Source organism: Planococcus maritimus, from assembly GCF_001592825.1.
Lineage (GTDB): Bacteria > Bacillota > Bacilli > Bacillales_A > Planococcaceae > Planococcus > Planococcus maritimus_C.
This window is the reverse complement of the sequence record NZ_LTZG01000011.1, coordinates 151,790-172,251: the sequence shown is the minus strand read 5'-3', so window position 1 is coordinate 172,251 and position 20,462 is coordinate 151,790. Positions and strand designations below refer to the sequence as shown.

The window sequence follows — 20,462 nt, the reverse complement described above, 5'->3', positions numbered from 1 at the left end:
CACAAACGGCCCCGCGGCGATTAGATATTCCTAATCGCCGCGGGGCCGTCGTTATTCGGGTGTTATGAACTTTGCGGTGCATGGTAAATTTCTTCGTAAGGCTGGACGACGACAAAGCCATTGCCGGAGAATTTCATCTGAACAGATTCCCCGCTGCCTCTGCCAAAAAAGCTTTTCAGCTGGACATCGGTGATGAAATCAGGTTCTAAGCTTCCTGACCAGGCGACAGTGGCGTTCGGATCGGTGAATACCGGCGTATCTGGGGTGACGAGCAAAGTGAGCGGCTCGTAATGGGAAGTGAAGGCGACGAGGCCTTGTCCTTCGAGGCGCACATTGAACAGTCCGCCTGCCATCATGCCAGCGACGCGGCGCATCAATTTGATGTCCCAGTCGAGTCCGTCCTGAAAAGCGAGCAAATCATTGCCGTTAATGAAAATGCTTTCGCCTTCAAGGTCGAGGATGGTAATTTTCTTCCCACTATCCGCCACGTAAAGTTTGCCTTGGCCGTTTGCTTTCATTAATTGGGCGCCTTCACCACTGAGCGCTTTTTTGACGAATTTCCCAAGGCCGTGCTCGAGCATGCCTTCCCGTTCGAATTTAATATTGCCTTCATAGGAAATCATTGAGCCGGCCTTTGCCCACACTTGGCCGTCTAAGTTCACTTCGAGCAAGCGTTCTGTTTCAAGTTCGAAAAAGTCGCGCGCGCTTTCTTGCTGTTTGGTTTGTTGCACAAATTGCTTGATGGAATACTTCGACATGAACGATTCCTCCTTTAACTGGATACTACAGTATACGGACATCCGGCAAGATCGTTTCATTTCAAGCGGCAAGTTTTTAATTGCGTGAGGGCAGGCGGTCGAAAAACAAGTAGGTTTCATCTAGGATATTCATTGATTTTCAAAAAAAGAAAGAGTAAACTGACGGAGAATGAATGTTCATTCCGCAACAGAAGGGAGAATTTTTCAGATGCCGACACCTACCACTAAACGAGACGATGTGCTTGGCAGCGCATTGACGTTGTTTGCCGAACGCGGATTCGATGCGACGACCATTCCGATGATCGCGACCGATGCGAAAGTCGGGGCCGGAACGATTTACCGCTATTTCGACAATAAGGAAATGCTTGTGAACACTTTGTTTCAACATTATGTCACGCTGTTTCGGGAAGCACTGGAAAAAAATTACCCCGTGGAAGCGGACATTCGTGAGCAATTTCACCATTTATTTCAAGGGATGATCCGTTTTACGAACGAACACGATCATGCTTTGTATTTCATCAAAACCCATACATCCGCTTATTTTTTGGACGCAAACAGCCGCGATCAGTTTGGGGACTTGCTGATGATCTTCGAGACGTTTTTCGAAGAAGGCAAGAAGCATAACGACATCCGCCCGCTGCCATCCAAGGCTTTGATTGCCCTTATTTTCGGGAGTTTTCTTCAGCTTTACCAATTGGTCCGGGCTGGCGAACTTGAAGCGACCGAAGAATTATTGGCAGGAGTCGAAGAAAGTTGCTGGGACGCTGTGCGTCATCATTCGTGATGATGCCAGTTTTTTTCTCATGTATTAGGAATGAATATTCATTCCGATTTTTAATTTCACAGAAGAGGTGCTAATAAATGATCCAAATGAAAAATCTTCCACAACCGAAATCTTACGGCCCACTAGGCAATCTGCCGTTGATCGACAAAGAAAAACCGGTACAGTCGTTCATGAAGCAAGCTCGTGAACTTGGGCCCATCTACCAATTCCATTTTCCAGGCCGCGCCAGCACGTTCGTGTCGAGTGCAGAACTGGCAGCGGAAATTTGCGATGAGACCCGCTTCGATAAAAAGATCGGGCCGGCGCTGCAAAAAGTCCGCGCTTTCGGTGGCGATGGTTTGTTTACGAGCGGAACGGAAGAGCCGAACTGGAAGAAAGCCCATAATATTTTATTGCCGAGTTTCAGCCAGCAAGCGATGAAAGGCTATCATGATAAGATGATCGACCTCGCGTCGCAATTGGTGCAGAAATGGGCTCGCCTCAATCCAAATGAAGAGATTGATGTGCCGGATGACATGACACGCTTGACACTCGATACAATCGGCTTATGTGGTTTCAACTATCGCTTTAATAGCTTTTACCGCGAGGATTCCCATCCGTTCATCGAGAAGATGGTCCGTGCGTTAGATGAATCGATGAGCCAAACACAGCGTCTCGGCATCCAGGACAAGTTGATGGTGCGCTCGAAGCAGCAATTCAAGGAAGATATCGATTATATGTTCAACTTGGTCGACCAATTGATCGCAGAACGCAAAGAAGCGGGTGACCAAGGGGAAGACGATTTACTAGGACATATGCTAAAAGGGAAAGATCCGGAAACCGGCGAATCTTTGGATGATGAAAACATCCGCTTCCAGATCATCACGTTTTTGATCGCAGGACACGAAACAACGAGCGGCTTGTTGTCATTCGCGATCCAGTTTCTCTTGAAGCATCCGGACAAATTGCAAAAAGCACAGGCAGAAGTGGACGAAGTGCTTGGCGATGCAACGCCTTCGTTCAAGCAAGTGAAGCAATTGAAATATGTGCGCATGATCTTGAACGAAGCACTGCGTTTGTGGCCAACCGCACCGGCATTTTCCGTCTACGCGAAAGAAGATACGACGCTTGCCGGCAAATATGAAGTAGAAAAAGGCGAAGCGTTCACTTTGCTTATTCCTGAACTCCACCGCGACACGAGCGTTTGGGGGCAAGATGCTGAAGAGTTCCGTCCGGAGCGTTTTGAAGACATGACCCAAATCCCACATCATGCGTTCAAACCGTTCGGCAATGGACAGCGCGCCTGCATCGGCCAGCAATTTGCGCTGCATGAAGCAGTGCTCGTGCTCGGCATGGTGCTGCAGCATTTCGAATTGATCGACCACACCGATTACCAATTAGACGTCAAAGAAACTTTGACCTTTAAGCCTGAGGGATTGACGATGAAAGTGAAGCCGAGACGAAAAGTGCAGATGTTCCAAGCACCTGTCGTGGAAGAACCCGAACCAGCGCAAGAACAGCAGCAAGCAATCGATTCACATGGCACACCGCTCCTCGTGCTGTACGGATCCAATCTTGGAACCGCACAAGGTGTCGCGCGTGAACTGGCGGAAACGGCACGCTTTAAAGGCTTTGACTCAAAAGCTGCTGCTTTGGATGACTATGCAGGGGACTTGCCGGCTGAAGGGGCCGTTGTGATCGTGTCAGCCTCATACAACGGCAACCCACCGGACAATGCCGTGCGCTTTATGGAATGGCTCGAAACAGGCAGTGAGTTGAAAGGCGTCACCTATACTGTATTCGGCTGCGGCGACCGCAACTGGGCGACGACTTATCAGCGAGTGCCGGGCATCATCGATGAACAATTATCAGCAAATGGTGCTACACGGCTTATCGAACGCGGCGAGGGCGACGCCAGCGAAGACTTTGACGGCGAACTCGAAAAATGGCAGCAAGCCTTGTGGCTGGCATTAGCCGAAAGATTCGGGCTCGATCTGGAAACAAACGCGCAAGCAACAAACCACCTGTCGATGGAGTTCATCAGCGGCGTCAGCCATACGCCGGTTGCTCGTGCATACGAGGCTTTCACAGCAGTCGTCTCGAGCAATGAAGAGCTGTTGAATACACCAGAGCGCAGCACACGCCATATTGAGATCGACTTGCCTGAAGGGGCCGTGTACCAAGAAGGCGACCATCTCGGCGTGTTGCCGGAGAATTCGCATGAACTGGTGGAACGCGTCTTGAATCGTTTCGGCTTGAAAGGCGAAAACTATGTCGTGCTTGAGGGCAGTTCAGGGCGGTCCGATCATTTGCCGACGGGTCAGCCGGTGCAACTCGCCCAATTGCTCACAAGCTATGTAGAACTGCAGGAACCGGCGACGCGCGCGCAACTCCGCGAACTCGCCAAAAGCAATCCGTGCCCGCCGCATAAGCAGGAACTCGAAGAACTTGTGGAGGATGAGACGTACAAACGCGAAGTGCTCGCGAAGCGTTTGACGATGCTTGAACTGCTCGAGCGCTTTATGTCGTGCGAGATGGAATTTGAAAACTTCCTGTCGTTATTGCCGGCATTGAAAGCCCGTTATTATTCCATTTCGAGCTCGCCGCGTGCATCAGAACAAGCGAGCATCACGGTTAGCGTTGTTAAAGGCGCTGCGTGGAGCGGCACTGGTGAATACGAAGGTGTCGCATCCAATTATTTGGCGAAGCGCGAGACGGGTGACCAACTTGCCTGCTTTATCCGTACTCCCCAAACGGCCTTCCAATTGCCGGAAGACCTAGAAACGCCGCTCGTCATGGTTGGTCCGGGAACAGGCATTGCGCCTTTCCGCGGCTTTATCCAAGCGCGTCATGCCTTGAAAGAACAAGGTGCGACTCTTGGTGCAGCGCAGCTTTATTTCGGCTGCCGCCACGCACAAGAAGATTTTCTATATGAAGAAGAATTGAAGCAAGCCGAGCAGCTTGGCTTGATCGAATTGCACAGCGCATTCTCGAGACAGCAGCAAGAAAAAATTTACGTTCAGCATTTGATGGAACAAAATGCACAGGAAATTCTTGGGCTGTTGGAACAGGGCGGCCATCTGTATATTTGCGGGGACGGCGGCAAGATGGCGCCAGCGGTAGAAGAGACTATGGTCCGCAGCTATCAGCAATTGCACAGCGCAACGCACGAACAAGCCTTAGCGTGGCTTCGCGAGCTGGAGCAATCCGGGCGCTTTGCCAAAGATGTCTGGTCGGCTTCCTGATCATTGACCTAGGAAAACGATAAACCTGCCACATTTGAAATCATGTGATTTCGAATGTGGCAGGTTTTTTTATGCGAATAAAACAATGTAAAGCGCATTTTCTTTTCTCTCTATCGACGTCAAATATGATGAAAATACCTGAAAAATCATTTTATTAGAAAAATACATGTTATGCTTATAGCAGGTGAAAGGCTGTCTTTTGAGCAGTTTGCGTTTTTTGCGGTTCGTATCGTTAGATGAAACTGGCAAAATAGAGCGGTTTCACATAATGGTATGAAGCGGAGGCGCATAACGGCATAGACAGTTCTATTCATTTTTTTGTTCATAGAAGGGAGGTGTTTCGATGGACAATTGGGCCCGTTTTCTTGAAGTAAACTCTTCTCGTATTTTGGAATTGACGATTGACCACGCTATCCTCGTGTCATTAGCTATCTTTGTTGCGCTTTTAATCGGTATTCCACTAGGCATTTATTTAACTACGAACCAATACCTTGCAGACACAGTTCTTCAAATCGCTTCCATCACATTGACCATACCGAGCATTGCGCTGTTCGGGGTGATGATTCCAATTTTTTCTCTGATCAATCAGGGGATTGGATTTGTTCCCGCTTTTGTGGCGCTTGTGCTGTACTCTCAATTACCGATTATCCGCAATACGTATACCGGCATCAAAAACGTCAACCCCGAAATGCGCGACGCGGCAATCGGCATGGGCATGAAAACCCGCCAGCGCCTGTTGCGCGTGGAAATCCCGAATGCTTTGCCAGTCATCATGGCAGGTGTCCGGACGGCGGTAGTCATGAATATCGGGATTGCAGTCATCGCGGCTTATATCGGCGCGGGCGGACTTGGCGTCTTGATCACACAAGGCATCAGCAGAAACGACAATTATTTGATCATCAGCGGATCTATCGCGGTGGCGATATTGGCGATTATTGCAGATGCGATTCTACTGCTGATTCAAAAACGTTTTACCAAAAAAGCAATAGCGGAGTAACTGCAGAGAGGTGAGTCTATGATTTCATTTAATCACGTAACAAAAAGCTACGGAGAAGAAATAACCGCAATCGATGATGTCGACTTCACGGTGGAAGAAGGCAAGATTGTCGTACTGCTCGGCCCTTCCGGCTGCGGGAAAACGACATTGCTCCGAATGGTTAACCAGCTCGAGTCCATCACAAAAGGCGAAATCGTCATCAACGGGGAAAACTCGAAAGACTTGGACCCGATCGAATTGAGACGGAAAATCGGCTACGTTATCCAAAGCAACGGCTTGTTCCCGAACATGACGATCGAAGAAAACGTCATGATCGTTCCGGATCTATTGGGCTGGAATAAGAAGAAAAAGCGTGAACGTTTTGAGTACTTAATGAATCTGATTGGCTTGGATCCTAAAGATTACGGAAAACGCTACCCACACGAATTGTCAGGCGGCCAGCAACAACGAATTGGGGTTGTCCGGGCTCTGGCAGCGGATCCGCCGGTCATGCTGATGGATGAACCGTTCGGCGCACTTGACCCGATCATCCGCGATAAGATCCAGGAAGAATTCCTGCAGATTCAACGCGAAGTCAAGAAGACCATTTTGTTTGTCAGCCATGACATCGATGAAGCAATCAAAATGGCGGATAAAATTGTGTTGTTGCGTGACGGGAAAATCATGCAATTCGACACGCCATCGGAAATGCTGGCGCATCCAAACAATGAATTCGTATCCCAATTTTTCGGAAAAGACCGAGCCATTAAAAGCTTGAGCTTGCACACAGTTCAAAATTTACGTGAAGTCATCGGGCTTGGGCCGGTGGATGAAGCCATACAAGATACGAAAACCATCCATGTCCATCAAGATTTGCGCAATACTTTGTCGATGCTATTAAATCAAGAAGCGGATCAAGTCATCGTCAAAGATGAGCAGGATGAAAACATCGGGACGATTACTATCGATATGGTCCAAAAATATTTGCATTTTGAAATAAAAGGGAAGATGTCCGCCTCCCAGGAAGGGTGATCCGGTGAAACGTAAAAAAATAATAGGCAATAGTGTCCGATTTGCGCTATATGCAGCGGTCGCCGTATTTTTCATCTGGGCGATCTCCAATAGTTATTTCGACTATATTTTCAGCCAATCGGATACATTCTTGGTGCTGTTGAGACAGCACGTGGTATTGGTGCTGGTTTCTTCATTGCTGGCCATCCTCATTGCAGTGCCGGCTGGAATCCTCATCACCCGGCCAAAATTCAAGAAAGTGGAATGGGTGTTTTCCAATATCGCAAACTTGGGACAAACGATCCCGAGCCTTGCCGTGCTGGCCTTGATGATCAGTATTTTGGGCATCGGCTTTCAGACGGCGGTGTTTGCGCTATTCATTTATTCGATCTTGCCGATTTTCAGAAACACGGTCGCAGGCATCGATTCAATCGATAAGAACATGATCGATGCGGCCAAAGGGATGGGCATGAAACCCCATCAGATCCTGTTCCGCATCGAACTTCCCAATTCGGCTTACTCGATCCTCGCCGGCATCCGCACGGCTGTCGTCTTGAACATCGGGACAGCGGCGCTTGCCTATGTAGTCGGAGCGGGCGGCCTCGGCGTATGGATCTTTACCGGCATCAATTTGTTCGACAACGGATTCCTCATTTCAGGGGCGATCCCAGTGACGCTATTGGCGATTCTTGCTGATTATATCCTGCGCAAAGTGGAATATATCGTCGTGCCAAAAGGATCAAGGCGTGTTGAGAAAGCTTAGCGAATAGGAGGTATCGGAATTTGTGATTAACTCACTCAAACTCATCCCCTTGCTGGTCATTGCGCTGATCCTGTCTGCCTGTTCGGGCGTGACAGGAAAAGAAGTGACGGTCGGGGGCAAAAACTTCACCGAACAATATTTACTGTCCGAGATGACGGCGTTCTTATTGGTGGAAGAAGGATTCAAAGTCAATCAAATGAACAATCTCGGAAGCAGTGTCGTCCGTTCTGCACTCATCAATGGACAAGTGGACATGATGTGGGAATATACCGGAACGGCCCTTATCACGTATATGGGGGAAGAAGCCATTTCGGATCCGGAGAAAGCTTTCGAGCGGGTCAAAGAACTCGACAGTGAAAACAATATCCACTGGATGAACATGTCAGAAGTTAACAATACTTACGCGCTCGCGATGACTAGCGAACGGTCAGAAGAACTTGGCATCACCTCGATCAGCGAGTTGGCTGATTACATCAATGACAATCCAGGCGAGCTTACAATGGCGGCCGATGCAGAATTTGCCAACCGTTCGGATGGCCTTCCGGGAGTAGAAGAAACTTATGGATTTAGTTTTGGCTCCGGGCAAGTTAAGCAAATGGACTTGGGCTTGACGCAACGTTCGCTCGATAACGAGCAAGTAGACGTTTCGGTAGCTTTCGAAACGGATGCCACCATCAGAAGTTACGACCTCGTCGTGCTAGAAGATGATGAACGCTTTTTCCCGCCTTACCGGATAGCGGTAACGATTAACGAGGAAGTGTTCGAAGAGTATCCGGAAATCGAAGAAATCACAGCCCGCTTAGCCGACAGACTCGACAGCAATATTATGCGCGAACTGAACTACCTGGTAGATATTGAAGGCCAGAGCGTATCGGTCGTTGCGTATGACTGGCTAGTGGAAAACGGTTTGCTGGAAGAGGAATAAGCGTTACTACTGAAAGTCCGAAAAACCGCCATTCTTACGAGAGTGGTGGTTTTTCAGGTTGTCGAGAAAGTTAAGGACCCGTATTTTCCGAAGCTTATCGCACGACTCCGTGGGCTCGCGCCCAAGCCTCCTCAGCCGCTTCGCGTCTTGCGGGGTCTCGGTCGTCTCGCTAATCCACCGGAGTCGAGCGAACGCTTCTCCAAATACTTAAAGAGTTCGTTGGTTTTTCATTGTGGAATAGTCTCACACTCTTTTCATTAATAGGGGATTACAGACTTCTTCAACACTCTAGAAAACCGCCATCCTTTTGAGATGGCGGTTTTTTTGTGGGCGAGGGCGAGGTCGAGGTCTTTCGAATAGCTTGAATGAGGGAGGGGAAAGGAGAATTTTAGTAAATGGAGAAGTGAATAGGTAGTGGAGAGACTAAAGGAGGCATCATGGATGGAACACGTAACAGAAGGATTTATCCCCGTCACTGGGGGCAAGGTCTGGTACCGGATCACCGGCAATGGCCCCGGCATCCCGCTTTTGCTTTTGCACGGCGGGCCGGGAATGAAAAGCAGCGACAGCGACCCCCTACAACAACTGGGCGCAGAACGGCCCATCATTCAATACGACCAGCTCGGCTGCGGCCAATCGGACCGACCGAAAGATCCATCTCTTTGGACAGTGGATCGCTACGTTGAAGAGCTCGGACAAGTGATTCAAGCGCTAGGGTTGGAAGAAGTTCATTTGCTCGGCCATTCCTGGGGGACGATGCTCGCTGCTTCGTATCTATTTACGAAGCCTGGTGGCGTGCGCAGTGTCGTGTTTTCCGGACCCGCACTCGATGCGCAGCGCTGGGAGCGGGACCAGCGTGCTTATTTGAAACAATTCCCGGCACAAGTACAACAGGTGATTGAGGAACATGAAAACCAAGGAACAACTGATTCAGAAGATTACCAGGAAGCGATGATGGCATATTACAAAACGCATATGTGCCGCGTCGATCCTTGGCCAAACGAGCTGTCGGAGGATCTCGAGCAGCTGAACCCTCAGGTTTATAATCATATGTGGGGAGCATCAGAATTCACAGTTACCGGTACCTTAAAGCAGTTCGATGCGACCGGGCGCCTGCCTGAAATCGACATTCCGTCTTTATTTACGTGCGGGCGCTACGACGAAGCGACGCCTGAAGCAACAGAACATTATGCAAGTCTCGTGCCGGATGCCGAATTTTACGTGTTCGAAAACAGCTCGCATATGCCGTCTATTGAAGAACCTGGAGCGTATGTCGAGACTGTCCGCGAGTGGGTCAATCGCCAGGAAATGAAGCCGGGTGCTTAATTGAACACGCAACTGCTGTGACGGAGAGGAACCTCGAGTAAGGGCAGTTCGTTATTTTAACGGAACGAAGCTCTACAGATCAGAGGAGAGATGGGCATGAACGATGAGCACTGGCAATTGGCGGCTCGAGCTTTACTAGCGGTAAATGTGACAGCACATCCCAACAATGAACCAGTAACGATAACGGGGACGGCAGATGGATTTCGCTGCATCGGTGTCGGTACGGACGCAGCGGTGTTTCAAGCTGAGAAATTTCCACAGTACGCGTTCAAAGTATACGCAGAAGGCAAAAGTGACAAGCTCGAAGCGGAAGCAGCGGTTTACAGACAAATTGGGGATTCCCCTTATTTCTCGACTTGCTACGGCAGAGACGAGCGCATGCTTGTGTTGAAATTCGAACAAGGCCCAACTTTGTTCGACTGCCTATTGCAAGGCATTCTTGTGCCGGAGCAGGCAATTGCCGATGTGGAAACAGCGCGCGAGTATATTCGCGGAATCGGCTTGAATCCACGGGACATTCATTTGAAAAACATCCTCTTGCAAAACGGCCGTGCAAAACTGCTCGATGTCTCCGAATACATCCAGCCTGGCAACGACTTCCGCTGGGAGCATTTAAAAAAAGCTTATGTGGAATATTATCCGATCGTCGATGGCAAACCGGTGCCGTTCTGGCTGCTCGACACAATCCGCAAATGGTATCATCAGTGGAATCGGTACTCTGCAACATTCGATGAATTCATGCGCATCGTTTCTAAGCAATTAAATTACCGGAAATAAGGTAAGGGAACAATGAGCTTTCCACCCCAGGAGAGCTTGTTGTTCTTTTTGATGAGGTAAATTAATGATGATATTACTTCTATCAAATTCAAAATTTTATATTTTTTTAAAGAAAATTATTATTTGTATATAATGAGAGGAGAAATGCACTAGCGCAATAGACATAGGAGGCTTCACAATGATTAAACGAAATAAAGCTTGGGCTTTAATGCTAACTGCCAGTTTAGCTGCCGTGCTTGCGGCCTGCGGTGGGGAAGATGAAACTGCCGCGGATACAGAAAAGGCTGCACCGAAAAGCGAATTGGATAACGTACAGGAACTGCGGATAACAACCGGTTCTGGAATTCCGACCATGGACTCCGTACTGGCAGATGATGCGGTATCGTTCACCATGTTGAACAATGCGGCAGAGGGCTTGTATCGCCTCGATCAGCAGAATACGGCGATTCCAGCGATGGCATCCGGCGAACCTGAAATTAGCGAAGACGGCTTGAACTATACGTTTACATTACGCGATGCGAATTGGTCGGACGGCTCGCCTGTAACGGCACATGATTTTGTCTTTGCGTGGCAGCGCGCAGCCGACCCGGAAACAGGCTCGACATACGGGCCGTACATGATGGCTGGAACAATCAAAAATGCCGAGGCAATTGCAGCAGGCGAACTGGATAAATCGGAACTGGGGATAACAGCAGAAGATGACCAAACACTGGTCGTTTCGCTTGAACGCCCGATTCCGTATTTCTTGTCCTTGATGGCATTCGGCACATTTTACCCACAGAACGAAGCGTACGTGACAGAACTCGGAGAAGATTATGCGATGGACTCGTCCAAACTGATATCGAACGGGCCGTTCACATTGGCAAACTGGGACGCTACGGCGATGTCATGGGAATTGGAGAAAAACCCTGAATACTGGGATGCGGAAAACGTGAAAATGGAAACTGTTGAATTTAATATCGTTCCGGATCCAGGGACTGGCGTTAATTTGTATGAGACTGGGGATGCGGACCGGGCCGGATTAGCTGGCGAATTTGCGATGCAATACGCAGAGAATGAAGAAGTCGTGCGCGTCTTGAAACCGTCTGTTTATTATTTGCAATTTAATCAACAGCGCGAAGGCGAATCGACGCCGCTTGCCAACGCGAAATTGCGCAAAGCTTTGGCATTGTCGTTCAATAAACAGGATTTGGCTGATATCGTTCTTGCTAACGGCTCGATTCCGGCAGATTTCCTGGTCCCAACAGAGTTTGCGTTTGATGCGGACAACGAAGATTTCCGCCAAGTGAACGGAGATATGATGGAATTCAATGCCGAAGAAGCGAAAGCTTTATGGGCTGAAGGCTTGGAAGAAGAAGGGCTGACGGAAGTGAGCTTGGAATACTTAAGCGGCGATACGGAACTTTCGAAAAAAATCGATGCCTATATGCAAGACCAAATGGAAGGCAATCTGGAGGGCTTGACGCTTGAGATGAGCCAAGTGCCATTCAACGTCTTGCTTGATAAGAACGAAGCGCAGGATTACGATATCCAAAGCACAGGCTGGGGCCCTGATTTCCAAGACCCGATTACGTTCCTCGATTTGTTTGCGACGGAATCCCCTCAAAACACGATGGCGTATTCCAATGAACGAGTGGACGAATTGCTTGAACAGGCGAACGGCGAACTTGCCTTGAAGCCAGAAGAACGCTGGGAGGCGTTAGCGGAAGTCGAGAAAATTCTTGTCGAAGAAGATGCCGCCATCGCCAATATGTATCAGTTCGGCAGTATGGCGCTGCAAAAACCGTATGTGCACGATGTCATCACGCATCCGTTCACCGGCGATTTCAGTTATAAATGGGCGTATATCTCAGGAAGAGAATAAGAAAAGGAGGATGGCAGTCGCCATCCTCCTTTTTACAGGCTGTCAAGAAAGGTAAGAAGTCGTATTTTCCGAAGCTTATCGCACGACTCCGTGGGCTCGCGCCCAAGCCTCCTCAGCCGCTACGCGCCTTGCGGGGTCTCGGTCGTCTCGCTGATCCACAGGAGTCGAGCGAACGCTTCTTCAAATACTTAGAGAGTTCATTAATTGTTGGATATAGAAAAAGGTCCTCTCTTTCATAATTGAGAACGAATTATGGACTTCTTCAACACTCTGAGAAAAGGAGGATGGCAGTCGCCATCCTCCTTTTTACAGGCTGTCGAGAAAGGTGAAAAGTCGTATTTTCCGAAGCTTATCGCACGACTCCTCGGGGCGGGAATCGAGCCTCCTCGTCACTAAAGCGTTGCTCAACTCTCACTATGTTCGAGCATCGCAAATGAATGTGCTCAGCACAGCTTCGCTCATTCATTGCCTGTGGGGTCTCTTAAACCCGCTAATCCCGTAGGAAAGATAAGGTCGACCTACGGGAGAACTTATCTTTGCGAAGTAATGCGTAGCATTATTGAGCAGAAGGTTTTACGAGCGAACGCTTCTCCAAATACTTAGAAAGATCATTGATTGTTGAATGTGAAAAAAAGTAGCTTCTTTTGTACTTGATAACGAACTATGGACTTATTCAACACTATAAAAAGGAGGATGGCAGTCGCCATCCTCCTTTTTATGTTTTTATTTACTTTAAAACGCGCCGGAGCCGCCACCACCGCCGCCGACTCCTCCACCGGTACCGGCGATGCCGCCGCCACTTGCATCGGCAGTGGCACTTGTTGTGGTACTTGCCGTAACGAACACGGCGGTCATGAGGACTGGATTCACCGCAAAGCCGGAGACATCATTTGCTGGCTCTGCAGCTGTGAAGGCGTGCGCTTTGCGCTCAGCCGTTTTCTGATCGCTGCCAAGTAGGTATGCATAAGCACGCTGCTTTTCATCCGGCGTCAAGCGCTCCCATTGCTCTGTCGGCAACTGCGCCATCGCCGTTTTCAGGCTGCGCCATTCAGAGCGTAGTCGGTGTCCTTCGCGCGTGATCGGTGAATAGCCGATCGCAAAGCCAAGCGCGAGCATCGCCAGTGCAATGGACAAAGCCATCCATGGCAACAATCCGTATATCCCTGACACGACGGCGAGGCCGATGAAGACCGCGCTCATGATGCCTACTGCCAAGCGCTGGCCACTGTGTTTTTCGTAAAAATCGTGGGCCATCACTTCGGCTTTCACTTCTTTATTCCATTCAGCGGTCGCTGCGTTGTAATGGTCGTGATTAAGTTCATTTTTCGTATAGATTTCCACTTGTTCAAGCGTAAATTCGCACCCGTCTCCGATCGTATCAAACAATAGCCCAATCAGCACCGCTTCGTGCGGATGGTCGGTGCTGCGGTCAGCCAGTTCGAAATGGTCTTCCGACAGTTGGCGAATCTTGCCTTTTCTCATCAAATCCAAAATTGCCGCCGACATGCCGTTCGCCGCTACGTAATTCGGATTCGTGAAATGAAGCAAGGCAGGGATGCTCATTGAGTCTTCCGGTACGAAAAACTCATCATCTTCACTTCGGGCTTCCCGTTTGCGTCTTGACGCCTTAATCCAAGAGAAGATCACCAAGCCGATAAGTAAAGCGCCAAGCGTCGCGATAACGGGGATTCCAATGGATTTCGCGAGCTGTTGGTTACGGGCGAAAGCGGCTGCTTCGTTTTCCAGTTCTTCGCGGTCATCCGCTACTTCATCCCGCACCGTACCGTCCTGCGCCGTGACGCCAGGAAACAATCCAGCCTCAAAAATGGCTCGGATATCGGCCGTTTTTCCAGCAGGCACATCACCTAAATCAAAAACGACGGTGCCATCATCTGTAACGCTCGCTGTATCAAACGCTTCCCCGTATCCGAGCGCTTCGGTTTCCGCTGCCGCAGCAGGTGGAATGACCGTGATCGTCATCTCGCCGTAGTCGCTTTCATTGCTGTCATCGAAAAACGGCCAGTAGAATTCAGCGCCATCAGAAAATTTCTCGACAGCCCCGACAATCTGGTAATTCAACTCGACTTGGATCGTATCGCCCTCGTTGCCGGAGCGGTAGATTTTGTATAGGCCGTTTTCGGCTTCTACTTCCAAATCACGCCGGCTGTCCTTCGCCGTAAACGCTTCAATCGATGTTCCTTCTTTTGGGATCAAGCTCCTCGTAATGCCATTAAACTCATCTTCGAATTCGTACGTAAATTGTTCCGTGACATCTGCCGTGCCGTCTTCATTCAGTTGGGCTTCGATCTGCACATCCGTAATATTGAAGTCGATAGCAAATGCCTGGACCGGGACGAGCAGCAGGAAGACAAACAGAATAAAAGCCAAGATTTTTTTGTTCTTCACGATTCATCACCTCTTGTATAGGAATACGGTTGAGTGGAGGGAAGGTTTCAGAAATAGCCAGAGTGTCAGTTGCAATTTGAAAAATAATCCAATTGATTTATTTTTTATATTAATTAGAATAATGTGTTTTCTTATTGACAACGCTTTCATTTACGAATATGCTAATTTTAGGTTAATATCTTGTGCGGAGAAATGGAGACACATTAATGAGCTTTGGGCATCCCCCAAAGCTCATTAATGTGTCTCTTTTTTCGTTGCATATACCCAAATAAGAGAGGAGGGATATTATAACAGCTACCAGTTTCTCGAGATCTTGATGAATAGGCATGCACAGAAAAAGGGGGAAGAACATGAAGAACAATAGAAAACCAGTTGTATTGTTGATTATTTCGTTGCTATTGGTGTTAATCGGTAGTATAGTTGCCGCCCAGTTTAATAGTTCGAACGGTGAAGTGGACGTGTCGAGAATTTATTTCGATACGGAAAGAGGCGAATTGTCCGGATTGCTATATAAGCCTGACGGAGCCGATAGTGAAGCAAGGCCGACATTGGTTACCACTCACGGATATTTGAATTCTGCGGAAATGCAAGACGCACAGGCAATTGAAATGTCTAAGCGCGGATATGTAGTGTTGGCGCTTGACCAATACGATCATGGTCATTCGACTGGCACAATGGAAAAGCCGATCCCGTTCTTTTCGTTTTGGCCCTATGCCATTTATGACGCAGTTCAATACATGTATGAACAAGATTATGTACTGAAAGATGCAGAACAAAATGGGGTTATTGCGGTTTCCGGCCATTCGATGGGTGGATTTTCATCTACTCATGCAGTAATGCTGGATGAAGCAGATTACCAGGAGTCGGGAGTGCGTAAGATTCACAGCTCTTTGACGATGGGGTCGGATTATCAGTGGGTCAAAGCACTTGGCTACACGGACGAGGAAATCAATGCTTCCTATGGACCACGACCATCTGGGAAAATTGCCGGAGTTTATGATGAATTTTTCTTTGATGCAGAGGCGTCGGCAGCCGGACAGTCAGTAGTGAAAAAAGATTATGTCAGCACGCCTGAAGGTTTAGGGTTCCTAGGCGGCTTAGAATCTGCGCAGGCGGGTGAATTTTACGAAGTTGACGGGGCTGAGCGCATCATTTATCAGCCGAACGAGACTCATCCGTGGAATCACTTCTCCGAGCAATCGACAGCTTATGCCGTTGATTTCTATGATACTGCTTTTGAAGAATATGGGAATGTAGTGACAGTCGGCGAAGATGGACAAACCTGGATGTGGAAAGAGTGGTTTTCTTTCATCGCGCTTATCGGTTTCTTCTTATTGTTCATTCCGGTTATCAATTTATTGACTAAGTTGCCTTTCTTCAACTGGGTTTATACAAAATCTCCAGTTGCTTTAGCAGCTCCTAAAACACCAGGCGCTAAATTGGCAGGCTATATTTTATTAGTAGTAGGTGCGCTGTATCCTGCTCTATTCTTTACAGCACTTCATAGCGGAGATGCAACGGGCATGACTCTTCTTCGTCAGATCAGCATGATTACGATTGGATTAGCGGCGTTGATTCTGATCTTCAGTTTTGTGAGAAATGCCGGACATTCTGCGAAATTGGGATCTGGGCTTGTTCTGGTGCTTGGCATCGTCCAGTATATTTATTTGCGTGAACAAGAACGCTTTTTTGCGACGACTGAATGGTTCGGTGCAGCGACGGTTAACCCAATTGTCTTTTGGGCAATCAACGTAGCCATCGTGACCTTGATGATTTTGATTGGTTATCACTTCGTAGCGAAAAAAGCAGAAGGTGCAAGCTTTGCTAGTTACGGCTTGAAAGCAAACTTCAAAACGATTATTGCCGCTTTAGCTACGGCGATTACGGCAGTAGCAATCGGTTATGGCCTGTTGTACGTGGTGGACGCCTTCTTCAAAGTCGACTTCCGTCTGTGGACTTTAGCAGTGAAAACCTTTGAAGATCAGCACGTCTTCGCATTGTTGCGCTATGCGCCGCTGTTCTTCATCTACTATTTCATTGTTGGGTTGTCTGTAAACGTCAATACGGCCAGCAGTGCATATGATGGATGGAAAGGCTATGGAATCTCCATTCTTCACTTTATCGGCGGATTGGTCTTGTATCTCGCTTACCATTACGGATTGTTGTTCTTGACAGGGACTGGTGGCTATCCTGCCGAATCCCTCTCATCAATCATTGTTATTGGGCTTGTTCCAGTCCTGCTGTTGGCAGCTATTTACAACCGTTATTTCTTCAGGAAAACCGGAAATGTCTATGTTGGGGCATTTTTGAATACTATCTTGATGACGCTTATTACTTTGGCGAACACGGTTCTTTATACAGGGCTTTAAGTTTCAAAAAGAGAATGATTCGCCCCATAAGATACAGTTCACACTCTGTCTTCTGGGGTGTGTTTTTAGGAATCGTTCGAACTTTAAAAAGCTATCCATGAATCCCAAAAGGATTCGTGGATAGCTTTTTCCTTATACAAGTTCAACCGTAATACTGCGATTGTCCGACTGCAAATCCAAAGTGTGAAATTAGAAGCTTCCGATGAGATAAATATTAAAGATTAGATGACGGCCTTATCTCGCTGTCATTTTTTTATATCTTGCAAGCTCAACCCAGTAGCGATGGGCGATGAAGCCGAAAGCGGGATCGCGTATTTCACATCGGCCTGGGTGCCGAGTGGGTGGGGCTTTAGTTGGAAATGGTCGATGGCTGTGCCAATCGTTTGGGCTGCCGATTTTAATTTCGGATCAACTAAAGGAATATAATCGATGTCAATCAAGGACTCGGATACATCAATGATCCGCACCGCTTGTTCATCCAGGACCGCCGCTAGTTGGAGAAATGTCCATTGTTCCCTGGCGGCGATGGAATTGTAATGGTTATGCCCATTGACGTACAATCCAGCCCGTTGCTTGGGTTTCAGCAATTCCCACATCGGGATATCTGGCGCAATGCAGCGTTTTTCCTTTTCAGAGTTTTTGGTCGTTCCATGGACCGGATGATGACCGAAGACGACAAGCGGCAAGTCACCGGATTCTTGGACTACTGTTTCAAGCCATTGTTGTTGGACGAGATCCAAGGTTCCGCCCCAGTCTTCGTAATTTTGTTCTTGGGCAGTATCCAAAAAAGCCAAGACGGCATGGTCTGTTGAAATCGTATGAAAACGCTCTTGCTGTGTGATGTGGAGGACATCGTTCCGGTTCATGGCATAGACATCATGGTTGCCGAGTACGTGGACAAATGGCTTTTGATGCTGCCGGATTATAGCGTAGATATCTTCCAATTCGTCAGCTGAACCAAAATTCGTCAAATCACCAATCGATACATACAGATCTGCGGGAATCGAGAAAAACTGTTCCATGAAAGACTCGAAAAACGACTGCCGGTCTTCCCGGATAAACGCATAGCTCTCTTTTACCGAAGGAAAGTGCAAATCTCCAATCACTGCAATTTTCATCATGTTCAACAACTCCTTCTTCATTTAATGACACCAGTATCTCAAACGGCTGCTAAGCTACGGTAAACGCAATGTAAAGAATTGTGAAAGTTTGGGCCGAGGCCGGACAGGCGATGGCAAGTATTAAAAAAGCTGCACTTATCCGCCAGTTAGGCGTATAGGTGCAGCTCGGTTGGACTTTACAGGATCGCTTCCGCAATTAGCTTATCCAGCTTGCGGATGTTGACTTTCTTATTCAAGTTCAGCTTGAAGTTCCCAGCTTTTGTCCACAGCTGGATTTCCGCATTGGCATCGAAAGTACCGGCGTTTTCGCTTGAGTACATGTGGATAGATGAAAACGGGATCGTGTAGATTTCGACTTTCTTTCCAGTCAAGCCTTGCTTATCGGAAATGATAAGGCGCTTATTCGTCACGACAGCGGTATCGCGCACAGTTTTATAAGCGGCTTTCGCTTCCTCGCCGGTCACCAATAACTCTTTGACCGAATCCGGCACATCGATTTCCTGGACGAAGGTCCAGCCCATCATCTCGTTCAATTCTGCCATTTAGATTCCCCCCCTAATCAGTTATGGTACCAGTATGGCATAGCTTGGAAAGAGGGGCTATGAATATGATAGGAGCGCTTTTTGTATTTAGCTGCTGGCTGGTAGGAGTACAATCGCAAACTTAACTACAAAAGACGATAAAATATCTCTAGCTTACACGGAGGGCTTATTATCTACGCAAAAGAAAAATATGGGAATTCTTAATTTTATGCGGGACTTTTGATGTCTTTATGAGAATTATGACAAAAATAACGAAATTTATATTGAATTTTTTATTAATTCAGACTACTATTTGTGATAGCAAGAAAATAAAGGAAATGGAAGGAGAAACATATGAAAAAAGGAATTACTGGAATTTTCATGGGGTCGCTTTTATTTATAGGAGCTTCTCTAAATGTAGCCGCGGACAACCATGTCGATAAAGACTGCGGTGATTTCGCGAACCATGATGAGGTCATGGAGTTTTGGTACACAAACGGCTATAGTGCAGAAAACGATCCGCATGATCTTGACCGTGACAATGACGGGCTTGCTTGTGAAGTCAGCCAATCAGAATACGATGATTATGTAGCGAGCCAAGAAGCTGCCGGATCCGATGACGAAGCTGCTGAAGATCAGGATGAAGCAGCCGAAGAAGAAGAGGAAGGCGCTGCGTTGCCAGATACCGCTTCTAACGGGCCTTTGATGATGCTGTTCGGCGCTGGCATTGCCGGGGCAGGTTCATTGCTTTTGTTCCGCAGAAAGAAACAAACAGCATAACGCCTTATGGCTGTCTTGTAAGCCACCATATAAAAGCTGAGAGTGAATATCCGCTCTTGGATTCAGGTTTGCAAAGAGACTGCCTGTGGAAGTCGTGTTCATCCACTTCCGAGGCAGCCTCTTTATTGTGAGGTGATAGGTGATGAGGCGTTGGCTTGGGATGATCTTGCTTATGGTTGGGGTAGGCATTGTCATCGTGAATTTTTTGCAATGGAATACTGGCCACACTGCTGCGCAAGATTTTACTGAAAAAGAAGTAAAAGAAGTGACAGAAGTGGCCCAGACCCTGGAAAAGGACATGATGTATACGCCGCCTTCTATTGAAGAGCCGACTCCCGTGTTTACTAATGAAATTCAGCAGGCAGCAGGAACGGAGATTGCTGCACTGCTCATCCCCAAAATTGGACAGAAATATTCCATCTACTGGGGGACAGATACTTCGACTTTGACGCAAGGTGTCGGGATGTTTGTCAGCGATTTGACGACGGTGCCAGGCGGTTATGGCCATACGGTTTTAAGCGGACATCGGGATACCGTATTCACCCGATTGGATGAACTCGAGAAAGGAGATTTGCTTCACGTCCAATACGATGGCAAGTTGTTCAGTTACGAAGTCACGGACACTTGGATCACACACGAAGATGATCGAACAGTCATTGTAGAAAAAGAAGAGTCGATGCTGACATTGACGACTTGCTATCCTTTTGACTTCATCGGGTTCGCCCCGGACCGGTATATTGTCCAAGCGAAATTGGTCGCTGAACAAGAAGTCGAGGAATAGAACGGCTTTTTAGGTTCGTGAGGTTTCTTTAATGTCCCTATAGCTAGTATTCGAAAGGCCCAATAATTCGTTAGGG

General features: G+C 48.0%; 16 protein-coding genes. 12 read left to right on the top strand and 4 right to left on the bottom strand.

Translation table 11 applies throughout. The features are described 5' to 3' along the window. Positions 1–62: 62 nt before the first annotated feature. Complete coding sequence (locus AY633_RS09485) at positions 63–758, bottom strand: AIM24 family protein (protein ID WP_068488137.1); 696 nt, start codon at positions 756–758, stop codon at positions 63–65. Positions 759–966: 208 nt separating this feature from the next. Here AY633_RS09485 and AY633_RS09480 point away from each other — a divergent pair, with 208 nt between their 5' ends. From AY633_RS09480 to AY633_RS09440, 9 genes are all read left to right on the top strand, one after another. After that, the gene (locus tag AY633_RS09480; RefSeq protein WP_068488136.1) at positions 967–1,542 is read left to right on the top strand and encodes a TetR/AcrR family transcriptional regulator; all 576 of its coding nucleotides are present in this window, start codon (positions 967–969) and stop codon (positions 1,540–1,542) included. Between the two features lie 77 nt (positions 1,543–1,619). After that, positions 1,620–4,766, top strand: a complete 3,147-nt coding sequence (locus AY633_RS09475; protein WP_068488135.1) for a bifunctional cytochrome P450/NADPH--P450 reductase — start codon at positions 1,620–1,622, stop codon at positions 4,764–4,766. A gap of 343 nt (positions 4,767–5,109) precedes the next feature. After that, entirely contained in the window at positions 5,110–5,763 is a 654-nt protein-coding gene (locus AY633_RS09470) for an ABC transporter permease (RefSeq protein WP_068488134.1), read from the top strand. An 18-nt stretch (positions 5,764–5,781) separates the two neighbouring features. Continuing rightward, complete coding sequence (locus AY633_RS09465; RefSeq protein WP_068488133.1) at positions 5,782–6,774, top strand: ABC transporter ATP-binding protein; 993 nt, start codon at positions 5,782–5,784, stop codon at positions 6,772–6,774. 4 nt (positions 6,775–6,778) lie between these two features. Continuing rightward, the gene (locus AY633_RS09460; protein WP_068488132.1) at positions 6,779–7,516 is read left to right on the top strand and encodes an ABC transporter permease; all 738 of its coding nucleotides are present in this window, start codon (positions 6,779–6,781) and stop codon (positions 7,514–7,516) included. 22 nt (positions 7,517–7,538) lie between these two features. Further along, the gene (locus AY633_RS09455; protein WP_068488131.1) at positions 7,539–8,441 is read left to right on the top strand and encodes a glycine betaine ABC transporter substrate-binding protein; all 903 of its coding nucleotides are present in this window, start codon (positions 7,539–7,541) and stop codon (positions 8,439–8,441) included. A 441-nt stretch (positions 8,442–8,882) separates the two neighbouring features. Then, positions 8,883–9,767 (top strand): proline iminopeptidase-family hydrolase, encoded by an 885-nt coding sequence (locus tag AY633_RS09450; RefSeq protein WP_068488130.1) that lies wholly within the window; start codon positions 8,883–8,885, stop codon positions 9,765–9,767. A gap of 96 nt (positions 9,768–9,863) precedes the next feature. Beyond that, the gene (locus tag AY633_RS09445; protein WP_068488129.1) at positions 9,864–10,544 is read left to right on the top strand and encodes a protein kinase family protein; all 681 of its coding nucleotides are present in this window, start codon (positions 9,864–9,866) and stop codon (positions 10,542–10,544) included. 178 nt (positions 10,545–10,722) lie between these two features. Then, entirely contained in the window at positions 10,723–12,408 is a 1,686-nt protein-coding gene (locus tag AY633_RS09440; RefSeq protein ID WP_141705913.1) for a peptide ABC transporter substrate-binding protein, read from the top strand. 732 nt (positions 12,409–13,140) lie between these two features. Here AY633_RS09440 and AY633_RS09435 read toward each other — a convergent pair. Continuing rightward, the gene (locus AY633_RS09435; protein ID WP_068488128.1) at positions 13,141–14,814 is read right to left on the bottom strand and encodes a DUF2207 domain-containing protein; all 1,674 of its coding nucleotides are present in this window, start codon (positions 14,812–14,814) and stop codon (positions 13,141–13,143) included. A gap of 350 nt (positions 14,815–15,164) precedes the next feature. Here AY633_RS09435 and AY633_RS09430 point away from each other — a divergent pair, with 350 nt between their 5' ends. Continuing rightward, positions 15,165–17,183: an alpha/beta fold hydrolase gene (locus tag AY633_RS09430; RefSeq protein WP_068488127.1), complete on the top strand. Its 2,019-nt coding sequence runs from the start codon at positions 15,165–15,167 to the stop codon at positions 17,181–17,183. A 245-nt stretch (positions 17,184–17,428) separates the two neighbouring features. Here AY633_RS09430 and AY633_RS09425 read toward each other — a convergent pair whose 3' ends face one another. Both AY633_RS09425 and AY633_RS09420 read right to left on the bottom strand, forming a co-directional pair. Beyond that, entirely contained in the window at positions 17,429–18,304 is an 876-nt protein-coding gene (locus AY633_RS09425; RefSeq protein ID WP_068488126.1) for a metallophosphoesterase family protein, read from the bottom strand. 176 nt (positions 18,305–18,480) lie between these two features. Next, a complete protein-coding gene (locus AY633_RS09420; protein WP_068488125.1) occupies positions 18,481–18,846 on the bottom strand; it encodes a PH domain-containing protein in 366 nt (121 codons plus the stop codon). A gap of 333 nt (positions 18,847–19,179) precedes the next feature. On the opposite strand from AY633_RS09420, the gene AY633_RS09415 reads away from it, so the two are divergent. Together AY633_RS09415 and AY633_RS09410 are read left to right on the top strand one after the other, a co-directional pair. Beyond that, positions 19,180–19,605, top strand: a complete 426-nt coding sequence (locus AY633_RS09415) for an LPXTG cell wall anchor domain-containing protein (protein WP_068488124.1) — start codon at positions 19,180–19,182, stop codon at positions 19,603–19,605. 142 nt (positions 19,606–19,747) lie between these two features. Next, a complete protein-coding gene (locus AY633_RS09410) occupies positions 19,748–20,386 on the top strand; it encodes a class D sortase (RefSeq protein WP_068488123.1) in 639 nt (212 codons plus the stop codon). The last annotated feature ends 76 nt before the right edge of the window (positions 20,387–20,462 follow it).